This window comes from Cupriavidus sp. CER-90, assembly GCF_057652055.1.
In genome coordinates this window covers 1,437,179-1,449,963 of sequence record NZ_JBYGYM010000002.1, presented here as the reverse complement: position 1 = coordinate 1,449,963, position 12,785 = coordinate 1,437,179, and the positions used below count along the sequence as shown (strand labels likewise).

8 protein-coding genes are annotated in these 12,785 nt (G+C 65.5%); all 8 read right to left on the bottom strand.

Annotated elements, in window-relative coordinates:
- The 8 genes from AC24R4_RS17170 to AC24R4_RS17135 all read right to left on the bottom strand — a co-directional run bounded on the left by AC24R4_RS17170 (position 1) and on the right by AC24R4_RS17135 (position 12,470).
- Positions 1–366, bottom strand: coding sequence for a hypothetical protein (locus AC24R4_RS17170; RefSeq protein ID WP_487523390.1), 366 nt, complete (start codon positions 364–366; stop codon positions 1–3).
- On the bottom strand, positions 350–1,210 hold the full coding sequence (locus AC24R4_RS17165; protein ID WP_487523389.1) for a DUF6402 family protein: 861 nt from the start codon (positions 1,208–1,210) through the stop codon (positions 350–352). Before AC24R4_RS17165 ends, AC24R4_RS17170 begins: the two co-directional genes overlap by 17 nt.
- Positions 1,207–1,821 carry a PAAR domain-containing protein gene (locus AC24R4_RS17160; protein WP_487523388.1) on the bottom strand — a complete coding sequence of 205 codons (615 nt, stop codon included), beginning with the start codon at positions 1,819–1,821 and terminating at the stop codon, positions 1,207–1,209. Before AC24R4_RS17160 ends, AC24R4_RS17165 begins: the two co-directional genes overlap by 4 nt.
- 222 nt (positions 1,822–2,043) lie before the next feature.
- Complete coding sequence (locus tag AC24R4_RS17155) at positions 2,044–3,195, bottom strand: branched-chain amino acid ABC transporter substrate-binding protein (protein ID WP_092602235.1); 1,152 nt, start codon at positions 3,193–3,195, stop codon at positions 2,044–2,046.
- Positions 3,196–3,353: 158 nt separating this feature from the next.
- Positions 3,354–7,307 carry a trifunctional transcriptional regulator/proline dehydrogenase/L-glutamate gamma-semialdehyde dehydrogenase gene (gene putA, locus AC24R4_RS17150; RefSeq protein ID WP_400394298.1) on the bottom strand — a complete coding sequence of 1,318 codons (3,954 nt, stop codon included), beginning with the start codon at positions 7,305–7,307 and terminating at the stop codon, positions 3,354–3,356.
- Positions 7,308–7,504: 197 nt separating this feature from the next.
- Positions 7,505–9,796: a primosomal protein N' gene (locus tag AC24R4_RS17145; protein WP_487523964.1), complete on the bottom strand. Its 2,292-nt coding sequence runs from the start codon at positions 9,794–9,796 to the stop codon at positions 7,505–7,507.
- 512 nt (positions 9,797–10,308) lie between these two features.
- Positions 10,309–11,412: a uroporphyrinogen decarboxylase gene (hemE, locus tag AC24R4_RS17140; RefSeq protein WP_400396623.1), complete on the bottom strand. Its 1,104-nt coding sequence runs from the start codon at positions 11,410–11,412 to the stop codon at positions 10,309–10,311.
- Positions 11,413–11,513: 101 nt separating this feature from the next.
- Positions 11,514–12,470 (bottom strand): alpha/beta hydrolase, encoded by a 957-nt coding sequence (locus AC24R4_RS17135; protein WP_487523387.1) that lies wholly within the window; start codon positions 12,468–12,470, stop codon positions 11,514–11,516.
- Positions 12,471–12,785: the final 315 nt, after the last annotated feature.

Here is a 12,785-nt window from a genome sequence, read left to right as displayed (position 1 = left end):
CTAATAGCAAATGCGATTCAAATCGCCTTCGCCTGCATCGGTGGGCAAGCGCAGACTGGCCTCCGGCTTGTTGAGGATCAGCACTTCGTTGCCCGCCCAGAATGGACCGCCTTGCGTGGTAAGGTCTCCGTCCCATCGATGCACAAGGTTGCCGTACTTGTCATAGACGAGAACCCAGCCTTCCTCGTAGCCGAATTGAGAGAACATCGCAGACCACAAACTCTGTTTCCGGACCATGAAATATTCGTGATTCGGACTCCAGCAGTCGTCGTCGAACAAGATGCCGCGCTTTACAGCAAAGCTCACGCCACCAATGAAAATGGCCAGAAGCATCCACCACAAGCGTCGCTTAATCCAGTGGAACATGGTCGATATGCGGCTGTACCCACAATATGTCGGAGAAAACGTAAAAATCGCCGCCTTCGTTTCGGGCTTTTTGCCAGCGCCGGAAGTCCACGTTTTTCGTTGGAACGAACCCCGGAAATCTGGCGGCTCTCAATGCGGGCGGTGATCCGATATACGCGGCCATTTCTGCTTTCGACAAGCACCGGTCTCGACTCCACACCCCCAAGCCAATCGCCATATCTGTGTACCAACTCGCGTTGAAGTCGTACGTATCACGGCAATAGATGCCCACCTTGTCGATCTCGAAAATGTCACTGCCTGTTACCGGAGAGCGCATCGCCTGACCTTTGACAGCCAGCTTGAAGGTTCCCTTGTTGACCGCTCCGAACAGGTCATTGAAGGTGTCGTTGTACGCGCCGAAAGGCTTGAGATTGACCTGGCATGTGGCATCCGCCATCACGGCGCTTCTCACGCCATACCCCAGGGTTGCATGTAACCCGGGGGACCATCCGACGGCACGTAGCCGGTCCCGCAGCAAAGCGAGGCCCCTGGGAGTATTCCAGCCCTTGCGCAACGCCTCGAATGCCGGAAGCACCGATTCGAAGCCCAGTAACCATTTCATGGTCACCAATCGACTTTCAACGCGAGACGCTGAAAGCACGGCCACATCGGTCCTTGTTCTTTCCTCCGCACTCATCACCCAAGCCGGCTTCGTTGCAAACCATCTGCGCATCAATGCGGCAGACACCCGCCAGCCCATCTTGTCCATGGCGCCGGGTATCTCGTCGAGATACATCTGGTCAACCTTCACAACCGTGCCTTGACGGTTGTCTTTCGGGCTGAGATTGGACGTAGCGATGCTCATGATCGAATCCCCATTTCCGTTTGCGCGACCCATGAGAGGGTGATTTGCTCGCGGTCACAGCCGCAAATGGTGGCCGTCTTGCCGTCTGCCCCCGTGCACCCTTCGCGTGGCCCGTCCGGTGTATCGATGCCCCATGCGAAGCCCGCCAGTGGCAGGCCCGTGCGCACGTCCGTCAAGACAAAGTGCTCGTCGTAGTCGTCGGGGTTTCCTGCGGGACTGGCTCGTGCCGCGGCCGTCTCCACAGCGGGGCCGGAATCGGGAAGAATCATCGAGCTGCGGCCATGGACGGCAATAATGCGAGCCGGTGACTTGCACTTGCACATCACGAGATCACCGCCCAAGGCTTCCCGCGCTCCGCCTGCCACGAAATCCACCATCCTGTTGTGATATGGCGATCCGGGCGCCTCCACTATCACGCCAACGCTCTTGCACGCATCGCACCATGCCCGGTGTCCGAGCAGTGCGACCGGGCGACTCCGACCATCCGGGCCCTCGATCGTGTTGTCCTGCGCGCCTTCGATGATTTGACTGTTGCCGCCCGTATCGAGCGGATCGCCCATCACTGCCGTATAGAAGATCCCCATGCCGCCGCCCCCATGACGAAATGCCATCGCCCTCGACGGCATTGCGCAGCAGGCTAGCGACGCCCGTACCCGGAGCACAATCGCCGTACCCTTGAAACGGGTTGCGCCCCGCCCCAAAACAAAAAACGCCACCACGGGCCAGGCCCGGGTGGCGTCAGTGCTACTGTCAGAACACCCCGTCCGTAGGAAAGCCGTCCGGGGTGCTGAGGTACTACAGGAAATGCATCAAAACTGTCGCAATTGGGGCGATTACTTGCCGCCGACCGTTTCCAGCACGGTCCACTTGCCGCCTTCGACCTTGTAGACGGTGATACCGCCGTCCTTCAGGTCGCCGCGTGCGTCGTAGGCCAGGGTCTTGGTCGTCACGCCCTGCATGTTCGTGGCGGCCAGCACCGGCAGATAGCGCGCCGGATCGGCCGAGCCGGCCTTGATCATGGCGGTCATCATCGCGGTGGCACCGTCATAGGCGTACGGCGAGTACGTCTGGACCTTCGAGCCAAAACGCTTCTCGTACTTCTTTTCGTAGGCGGCGCCACCGGGCATCTGTTCCAGCGGCAGGCCGGCCAGCGACACCACGGTGCCTTCGGCTGCCGGGCCGGCCAGCTTCAGGAAGTTGTCGGTCTTGGACATCTCGCCCGACACGATCGGGGCCTTCATGCCCAGTTCCTTGACCTGCTTGGCCATCGGGGCCGACTGGGTCTCGGCGCCGCCATAGAAGATCACGTCCGGGTTGCTGCGCTTGATGTTGGTCAGCACGGCCTTGAAGTCCACGGCCTTGTCGTTCGTGAATTCGCGGCGCACGATCTTGCCGCCGGCGGCCTTGGCGGCCTTTTCGAACTCGTCGGCCAGGCCCTGGCCGTACGCGGTGCGGTCGTCGACGATGGCGATGTTCTTCGCGCCCAGCTTCTTCACCACGAAGGCGCCGATCACCGAACCCTGCTGGGTATCGGACGTCATCATGCGGAACGTGGTCTTGAAGCCCTGCTTGGTGTATTCAGGCGCCGTGGCCATGGCGATCTGCGGAATGCCGGCGCGGTTGTAGACCATCGACGCCGGGATGCTGGTGCCCGAGTTGAAGTGCCCCAGCATGCCCTGGATGCCGGCGTCCACCAGCTTCTGCGCCACCACCGAACCGGTCTTCGGGTCGGCCTGGTCGTCTTCGGAGATCAGGACGAACTTGACATCCTTGCCGCCGATCTTCGGCTTGGTGGCGTTCATGTCGTCGATGGCCAGGACGATGCCGTTCTGCATGTCCTTGCCGTACTGCGCCTGGCCGCCGGTCAGCGGGCCGGCGTAGCCCAGCTTGATTTCCTGTGCCTGGGCGAAAGCGGCCGAGGCGGCGGTCAGGCCTGCAACGGCCATGGCAACGGTCATGGCCGTCTTGCGGAATGTCGAGCTCATCAGTTCTCCTTGGGTCCCATAGGGTGCCATATGGTGCCGGTGTCGGCATATTTGCGGATCGGCGTTGGCAGCACCGTTCCGTTCCTGGGTTGCGCGGCAGGGTCGGGATCGCCGGCCCCCGCCACGCGCTTTGCTGACGATCCGCCTGGCCCCTGGCCTCAGCCGATCGTCATCAGACTTGCATTGCCGCCCGCCGCCGCCGTATTGACGGACAGCGAACGCTCGATCAACAAACGCTCCAGCGCGATATTCGGTTCACCCTGCGCCAGGCCCTGCACGCTGACGATCGGGCCGGGGCGCGTGGCCACCTGCTCGCAGACCGTGCGCAGTTGGTCGGAATCGCCGTGGTGCAGCACCGCGTCGAAGGCGATATCGGTACCCAGCCAGTCGGAAACCACGCGGACGCGCGATTGTACTGCGGCAGGCAGGCGCGCCAACAGGGTCTTTGCGACGGGTGTGTCAGTCCACAACGCTTCGGAGCCCACGGCCAGCACGGCCGCCAGTTGCAGCGCCAGATCCGATTCCTGCTGGGCCAGGCACAGCACGCGTTCGCGCGGCAGCAGCGAGTACGTATTGCGCTCGCCCGTGGGGCCCGGCAGCGTCACCGACAGGCCCGAGGCGGAAGCGGCGGCAAAGCGCCCGCACGCTTGCGCCACGTCCGGCAGGCTGGCCTTTGCCCAGGCCTGCAGGGCCGCCAGCGCGGAGTTTTCTGGCGCGGCCGGCGTGGCGCCGCCCATGTCGGACGTGCGCACGCCACGTACCACGGCGTCCTGCGGGCACACCGACAGCAGGCGATGCAGGTACAGCGGGCCGCCGGCCTTCGGCCCGGTGCCCGACAGGCCTTCGCCGCCAAACGGCTGCACGCCCACCACGGCGCCCACGATATTGCGGTTCACATACAGGTTGCCCACGTGCGCGCGGTCAACGATATGCGCGATGGTTTCGTCGATCCGCGTATGGATGCCCAGCGTCAGGCCATAGCCGGTGTCATTGATCTGGCCGATCATCGTGTCCAGCGCGGCGCGCGGGTAGCGCACCACGTGCAGCACCGGGCCGAACACCTCGCGCTTCAGTTCCGCGATCGAATCGAGTTCGATCAGCGTCGGCGGCACGAACGTGCCGTTGCGGCAGGCGGCCGAGCCGGCGTCGGCCTGGTGTACGCGGCGGCCCTTGGCGCGCATGGCCTCGATATGGCGCACGATATTGCCGCGCGCCTCCTCGTCGATCACCGGGCCCACGTCGGTCGACAGGCGATCCGGGTTGCCCAGCGTCAGTTCCCCCATCGCGCCCTTGAGCATTTCCAGGATGCGGTCGGCCACGTCTTCCTGCAGGCACAGCACACGCAGCGCCGAGCAACGCTGGCCGGCGGAATCGAACGCCGAGTTCACGACGTCGCCCACCACCTGTTCGGCCAGCGCCGACGAATCGACGATCATCGCGTTCTGGCCGCCGGTTTCGGCAATCAGCGGGATCGGTCGGCCCGCCGCGTCCAGGCGACCCGCCACGTTACGCTGCAGCAGGCGCGCCACTTCGGTCGAACCGGTGAACATCACGCCCTTCACGCGGGCATCGCCCACCAGCGCGGCGCCCACCGTTTCGCCACGGCCCGGCAGCAGCTGGACGGCGCCGGCCGGCACGCCGGCATCGCGCAGCAGGCGCACGGCGGCGGCGGCGATCAGCGGCGTCTGTTCCGCCGGCTTGGCCAGCACCGGGTTGCCGGCGGCCAGGGCCGCGGCCACCTGGCCGGTGAAGATCGCCAGCGGGAAATTCCACGGGCTGATGCAGACCACCGGGCCCAGCGGACGGTGCGTGTCGTTCGAGAACGTCTCGCGCACCTGCACCGCGTAGTAGCGCAGGAAGTCCACGGCTTCGCGCACTTCGGCGATGGCGTTCGAGAACGTCTTGCCGGCCTCGCGCATGATGATGCCCATCAGCGACTGCATCTGGGCTTCCATCAGGTCGGCGGCACGTTCCAGCGCGGCGGCACGCACTTCCGGCGGCGTCGCCTGCCAGATCGGCGCCGCATTGACGGCGGCTGTCAGCGCGGCTTCGATCTCGGCCGGCGTGGCTTCGCTCACGTGACCCACCACGTCGCGGTGGTCGGCCGGGTTCAGCACGGGCTCGGACTTCGCGCCGGCGCGGTCCACCTCGGCGCCCAACAGCGGATCGGCGCGCAGCACCTCGCTGGCGCCCGCCAGCAGCGCCGACGACAGCGACGCCAGGCGATGCTCGTTCGACAGGTCGATACCGGCCGAATTGGCGCGTGCCTTGCCATACAACGCGCGCGGCTGCGGAATGCGCGGGTGCGGCAGGCCCAGCGTACCTTCGGCCTTGTGCATCTGCTCGACCACGGCCACCGGGTCGGCCACCAGTTCGTCGAGCGGAATCGATTCGTCGGCAATCCGGTTCACGAACGACGTGTTGGCGCCGTTTTCCAGCAGCCGGCGCACCAGGTACGCCAGCAGCGTCTCGTGCGTACCCACCGGGGCGTAGATGCGGCACGGCCGGCCGAACTTGCCGTCGGCCTTGGCGCCCACCACCTGGTCGTACAGCGGCTCGCCCATGCCGTGCAGGCACTGGAACTCATACTGGCCGGGATAGTAGTTCTGCCCCGCGATCTGGTAGATGGCCGACAGCGTGTGCGCATTGTGCGTGGCGAACTGCGGATAGATCGCGTCCGGCACCGACAGCAGCTTGCGCGCGCAGGCCACGTACGACACATCGGTATAGACCTTGCGCGTGTAGACCGGATAGCCCTCCAGGCCATCCACCTGGCCGCGCTTGATTTCGCTGTCCCAGTAGGCGCCCTTGACCAGACGGATCATCAGGCGATGGCGGCTGCGGCGCGCCAGGTCGATCAGGTAGTCGATCACGAACGGGCAACGCTTCTGGTAGCCCTGCACCACGAAGCCGATGCCGTTCCAGCCGGCCAGCTCGGGCTCGAAGCACAGGCGTTCGAGCAGGTCGAGCGAGATTTCCAGGCGGTCGGCTTCCTCGGCGTCGATGTTGATGCCGATGTCGTACTGGCGGGCCAGCATCGTCAGGCTCTTCAGGCGGCCGTACAGTTCGGTGATCACGCGCTCGTGCTGGGCGCGGCTGTAGCGCGGGTGCAGCGCCGACAGCTTGATCGAGATACCCGGGCCTTCGTAGATGCCCCGGCCGCGCGACGCCTGGCCGATGGCGTGGATGGCCTGCTCGTACGAGGCCAGGTACCGCTGGGCATCGGCCTCGGTCATGGCCGCTTCGCCAAGCATGTCGTACGAGTAGCGGAAGCCCTCGGCCTCGTACTTGCGCGCGTTGGCCAGTGCCTCGGAGATGGTCTCGCCGGTGACGAACTGCTCGCCCATCAGCCGCATGGCCATGTCCACGCCCTTGCGGATCAGCGGCTCGCCACCCTTGCCGATGATGCGCGTCAGCGCCTTCGACAGGCCGGCTTCGGTATGGGTGGCCACCAGGCGGCCGGTCAGCAGCAGGCCCCAGGTAGCCGCGTTGACGAACAGCGACGGGCTCTGGCCCAGGTGCGACTGCCAGTTGGCGCCGCTGATCTTGTCGCGGATCAGCGCGTCGCGCGTGGCCTTGTCCGGGATGCGCAGCAAGGCCTCGGCCAGGCACATCAGCGCCACGCCTTCCTGCGACGACAGCGAGAATTCCTGGATCAGCCCCTGCACCAGGCCTTCGCGGCCGGTACCTACCTTCTGCTCGCGCAGCTTTTGCGCCAGCGCCTTGGCCATCTTGATGGCGGCGTCTGCCTGCGCCTGCGGCAGGCGGGCCTGCTCCAGCAGTACCGGCACGCATTCGGTTTCGGGCCGGCGGTAAGCCGAGGTAATGGCGGCGCGCAGCACCGACTGCGGCTGGATGCTCTGGGCGAATTCCAGAAACGGCTGAGGCATGGCGTCGCCCTGCGCGGCGTCGCCGGCGTCGGCCGCCTCGCCATCGGCCGGCGCGGCCGAACCGGCCTCGTGGGGCAGATGGCCGCGTTCCACCTGTTCCAGATACGTGAAGATCGCCTGCTTGATCAGCCAGTGCGGGGTGCGGTCGATCGATTGGGCAACACGTTTCAGGCGTTCGCGCGATGCATCGTCAAGCTTGACGCCAAGGGTGGTGGTGGCCATGCGGGCAGTTCTCCAGCGGATCTTGGTAAGACGGTTGGCAGTCCTGGCGACACGCGCAAGCGTAGGGGGCCAGACTGCGGGGCTGGCGCGATCTTACTCTCGGAGATTTACTAGGTGCAACCTAGTGCAACCACTTAGTTCCACCGCCGCAAGAAGGTTGCACTGACGCAACATTTTCGGCGCGGGACGGCGGGCCCTCAGATCCGCAATGGATCGATTTCCAACTGCCAGCGCACGCTCTTCACCCGCGCGCCGACTTCTTCGAAAGTTGACACCCACTCACTCACAAAGCGCTGCAGGACGGGGCGCGAGCCGGCTTCCACCAGCATCTGAGCGCGTTCCTTGTTGAACAGCCGGACCATCGACATCGGCACCGGGTCGTGCAGTTGCACCTCGGGTGCCATCGAACAGGCGTCGGCCTGTTCGCGCGCCGCCTGCAGGAACGCCAGGGCCCGCTCCAGCTGGCCGTGCTCGGCGGTAATCAATACCTGGTAGGCAAACGGGGGCAACCCGGCCTGCCGCCGCTCGCGCAACTGGCTGGCCGCGAATCCATCATAGTCATGGCGCGCCAGCGCCTGCAATGCGGGGGCATCGGGGTAACGCGTCTGGATCATGACTTCGCCGCCCAGCCCCGCCCTGCCCGCACGGCCGGACACCTGCATCAGCGACGCAAACAGATGCTCGGCCGCGCGGAAGTCGTGGCTGAACATCGCGGCATCGGGGTGGACGATACCGACCAGCGTCACGCGCTGGAAGTCGTGTCCTTTGGCCACCATCTGCGTGCCCACCAGGATATCGACCTCGCCGGCATGCACCTCGTCGAACATCGCCTGGGCACTGCCCTTGCGGCGCGTGGAATCGGCGTCGATGCGGGCGATACGCGCCTGGGGAAAGCGCGCGGCCAAGGACTCCTCGATCCGCTGCGTACCGCGTCCAAGTGGCGCAATATCCACGTTGCCGCAGTCCGGGCAGTGGTGTGGCACCGGCGATTCCAGGCCGCAGTGGTGGCAACGCAGGCGCCGCTCGGGACGATGCAGCACCAGGTACGCGGAACAGCGCGGACAACCGGACAGCCAGCCGCAGCTGTCGCACGCCAGCACGGGCGCATAGCCGCGCCGGTTCAGGAACAGCAGGCTTTGCTGGCCACGGTCCAGGCGCTGCTGGATGGCATCGAGCAGCGGCACCGACAGCCCTTCGTACAGGGCGCGCTGCCGTTGCCGCTCGTGGTTGAGGTCGATCAGCCGCACGGCCGGTAGCGCCGCATCGGCCTGGGCGCGCTCGCGCAACACCAGCTTGCGATACGCGCCCTGCTCCGCCCGGTACCACGTCTCCATCGAAGGCGTGGCCGACCCCAGCACCACGGGGATGCCAAGCTGGTTGGCGCGCCACACGGCGAGGTCGCGCGCCGAGTACCGCAGGCCTTCCTGCTGCTTGTAGGACGTATCGTGCTCCTCGTCGACCACGATCAGGCTCAGGTGCGGCATCGACGCCATCACCGCCATGCGGGTGCCCAGGACGATGCGTGCCTCGCCGCGATGGGCCGCCAGCCATTGCAGGCTGCGCTCCTGATCGGCCAATCCGCTGTGCAGCACCGCCAGCGGCAGATGGGGAAAGCGTTCGGCGATGCGCGATTGCAGCTGAGGCGTGAGATTGATCTCAGGCACGAGCATCAGCACCTGGGCCGTGGGATCGGCGGCAAGCCGCTGGGCCATGGCATGGAGATAGACCTCGGTCTTGCCGCTTCCCGTTACGCCGTGCAGCAGGAAAGCCGCGTAGGCTTGCGCCGCCGCGATGGCGTCCACCGCCTGCTGCTGCTCGGCGTGCAGGGTGGGCGCCACGGATGGCGCGCGGGTCGTATCTGTTTCCAGCACGGGCCGGTCGGCATGCATGCATTCGACCCAGCCGGCCGCGGTCCATTCGTCCAGACGTGCCGGCGCCGCCGTGCACAGTTCGCGGGCGTCAGCCAGGCGTACCCAGTCCTGCGTATCGATCAGGGCATCGGCCAGCGCACGGACGGTGCGCGCGCGCGCCGGGGCGGCCTCGCGCAGCGTTTCGGCGTGGCCCGGGCGTACCCGGTACTGCGTGGTGCGTGCGCGCTGTCCCAGGCGGTCCCACGTGTCGGACTCCCGGAGCGACGGCGGGAGCGCAGGCAGCATCACTTCACCGAGCCTGCGATGGTAGTAGCGTGCGGCGAAGCGGGCCAAGGCGATCCATTCGGCGCTCAGCGGCGGCATCCAGTCGTTTCGTTGCACGATGGGGCGCAGCTTGTCTTCGGGCACGTCGGAGTGGTCCACACGCGCGACGGCCACACCGACCGCCTGGCGCCGGCCAAACGGCACCACCACGAGTTGGCCGGGCTCCACGCCGTCGTCGGCCAGATAGTCGAAGCAGTCGTCGGCCGGGGTATCCAGTGCGACACGGACGATGGGGCGCAAGGACGGCTGTGGGGAAGACGCCACGAACGCGGCGTCGGCAGCGGCTTCCGGCATGTCCGGGGTCATGCGCAGCCCCCTGCATGGTGCAGCCCGTTTGCGCTGATCTTGTGCATGCGCATGAGGTCAGGAAGGGAGACGAATGTCTGTGTGCGGCGCAACATCAACTTAAAGTAAAACTTCAAATGTGACCCTAAGTCGATGATCCACGGATGGTTTTCCATCCTCCCAATCGGCCCTGTGGATAACTTTGTTGAAAAGTCGCACCGACTACCCGGCAAGGCGCTTGGCACAAGGCTTTCATCGCCCTTGCAACCACCTTTGCAGAACATTCAAAGCCTTATGAATCAAGGACTTGCAAAGACCCCCCAACTGAGTTAAGGGGTTACCCGCTCGTGCAGTGCCGCAAACCTATCGGTGTGCATAAGTCAAGCCTTGACAGCAAGCCCCTGGCACCTTTTTGGCGAAATATCGCTAAATAGTTTACTTGACAGGACGCGCGCTGCGCCTGCCGCGGCACCGCGCGGCAGATACCCATCACATCGTTGCGTCGCGAGGTAACCGGCCGGTCAGGCGACAGGTGCAACCGTTGCAGCCCGCAGCTTGCGGCTGTGACTGTGCACTTCATCCACGAGCACCGAAACATTTTCGGGCGGTGTGAACTGCGAAATGCCATGTCCCAGGTTGAACACATGGCCGTCGCTGCCGCCACCTGCCGCGTAGCTGTCGAGCACGCCGCGCACCTGTTCCCGGATTGCCGCTTCCGATGCAAACAGTACGGTGGGGTCGATGTTGCCCTGGAGGGCAACCTTGTCCGCCGTGCGACGGCGCGCCTGGGTCAAATTGACCGTCCAGTCCAGCCCGATCGCATCGGGCTCGATCGCCGCGATCTGCTCCAGCCAGATGCCGCCGCCCTTCGTGAACACGATGACCGGAATCTGCTGGCCGTTGTGCTCGCGCTTCAGCCCCTGCAGCACACGCCGCATATAGGCGAGCGAGAACGTCTGGTACATGCCGTCGGCGAGCGCACCGCCCCAGGTGTCGAACACCATCACGGCCTGCGCGCCGGCTTCGATCTGGGCGTTCAGGTAGGCGGAAACGGCCTGCGCGTTGATTTCGAGGATGCGGTGCATCAGATCCGGCCGGCCGTACATCATGGCCTTGACGGTGCGGAAGTCGTCCGAACCGCCGCCCTCGACCATATAGCAAGCCAGCGTCCACGGGCTGCCCGAGAAGCCGATCAGCGGCACGCGCTGGGCGCCGTCCTGCACCAGGGCACGACGGATTTCGCTGACCGCGTCGAATACGTACTGCAGCGACGACATATCGGGCACGGCCAGCCTGGCCACGTCGGCTTCGGTACGCAGCGGATGGGCGAAGCGCGGCCCTTCCCCCTGGGCGAACGACAGGCCCAGACCCATGGCGTCGGGCACGGTCAGGATGTCCGAGAACAGGATCGCGGCATCGAGCGGATAACGATCCAGCGGCTGCAGCGTCACTTCCGTGGCATATGCCGGGTTCTTCGCCAGCCCCAGGAAGCTGCCGGCGCGAGCGCGCGTGGCGTTGTACTCGGGCAGATAGCGGCCCGCCTGACGCATCAGCCAGAGCGGCGTGTATTCGGTGGGTTGCCGGCGCAGCGCGCGCAGGAAGGTGTCGTTCTGCAGTACGGTCATGGTCATCCTCGTAAGACCGCCATTCTACGGGAACGCCGACCCCAGCTGCCGCCCCCGAGGCTGATGGCCGTCATATCCGCGCCAGCTTCCGGCCCCGTCCGTCAGATTTCGTCGAAGGCGGCGACGAAGGCCTGGGCCGCGCGCCGCATCCACTCGCGCGCACGCGGGGCGTCGGGCTGGAGCCTGGCGAATCCGTGCGTCATGCCGCTGGCCTCGATCGTGACCACGGGCGCATCGTGGCGCACCAGGAAATCGGCGTACGCCAGGCCATCGTCGCGCAGCACGTCGTTGGACGCCACGATGACCACGCTGGCCGGCGGCACATGGCGCGGCGGCGTGGCCATCAGGTGAATGCGCGGGTCCGCTTGCGCGGCGCCAAGCGCCAGGGCATCGGCGCCGATGTACTGGGTCCAGAACCATGCCATTTCATCGCGCGTCAGGCCGGGGCCATCGGCAAAGGCGCGGTAGCTTTCGGTGGTCAGTACGGGTGCGGCGACGGGGTAGATCAGCAACTGGGCGTTGACCACATGACGGCCGGCAGCGTCGTTGAGATGCCGGGCGGCAACCGCGGCCAGGTGGCCTCCGGCGCTGTCCCCGGCAACGGCCAGGAACTCTGGCGCGAAGCCCAGGCGCTCGCGTGCATCGGCAAGCCACTGGACCGCTCCAATGGCATCGTCGCAAGGCTGGGGAAATGCCTGTTCGGGTGCCAGGCGATAGTCGACGCTGGCCACGGCGCAGCCCGTATCGGCCGCCAGCAACGCGGCCACCGTGTGGTGTGTGTCGGGCGAGCCGACGACCCAGCCGCCCCCGTGAAAGTAGACGATCAGGCGTGGCCGGTCGGCATCCATGGGCCGGAACAGCCGCACGGGCAGCACGGCGCCATCCACTGGCAGACCGATCTCGGTGATCGCGAGCCCATCGGGGTCCGGCAGCTGCGAGCGCGCGGCCGCATCCTCGAAACGCGCACGGCGCTCGACGGGGCTCTCGGCAACGGGTTGGCCGGCATACAGTTCCGCCATCTGGCGGTAATAGGCTTGCAGCTGGGGGTCGATGGCCATGGTGAGGAATCTAGCGGAATCACGAACGTCCGCCAGTGTAGCGGCAGCGACGCGCGCGGCGAGGGTCTCGTTGACAGCGTCGGAATGTGCACTTGGAACCGTTTCGAATCGTAACGCTCAATGCGCCAGCGAACACAATTTTCACGGCTGCATTTCGGACACCCCACGAAAGCGGGGAGTGTATTAAGCGTCGGCCGAAAAAACGTAATGCATTCAGTACACTACGCACACAATGTCTTAACATTTCTGGCTAAAGAAATTGCCAGCCGGTGTCGTGAAAACGCTTTCAAATACGAATAAAAGTGTCCAAAACGC

Bases quoted from the DNA above. Each gene is read 5' to 3' on its own strand.
- AC24R4_RS17170 (WP_487523390.1), bottom strand. From the start codon at position 366: ATGTTCCACTGGATTAAGCGACGCTTGTGGTGGATGCTTCTGGCCATT.
- AC24R4_RS17165 (WP_487523389.1), bottom strand. From the start codon at position 1,210: ATGAGCATCGCTACGTCCAATCTCAGCCCGAAAGACAACCGTCAAGGC.
- AC24R4_RS17160 (WP_487523388.1), bottom strand. From the start codon at position 1,821: ATGGCATTTCGTCATGGGGGCGGCGGCATGGGGATCTTCTATACGGCA.
- AC24R4_RS17155 (WP_092602235.1), bottom strand. From the start codon at position 3,195: ATGAGCTCGACATTCCGCAAGACGGCCATGACCGTTGCCATGGCCGTT.
- putA (WP_400394298.1), bottom strand. From the start codon at position 7,307: ATGGCCACCACCACCCTTGGCGTCAAGCTTGACGATGCATCGCGCGAA.
- AC24R4_RS17145 (WP_487523964.1), bottom strand. From the start codon at position 9,796: ATGCCGGAAGCCGCTGCCGACGCCGCGTTCGTGGCGTCTTCCCCACAG.
- hemE (WP_400396623.1), bottom strand. From the start codon at position 11,412: ATGACCGTACTGCAGAACGACACCTTCCTGCGCGCGCTGCGCCGGCAA.
- AC24R4_RS17135 (WP_487523387.1), bottom strand. From the start codon at position 12,470: ATGGCCATCGACCCCCAGCTGCAAGCCTATTACCGCCAGATGGCGGAA.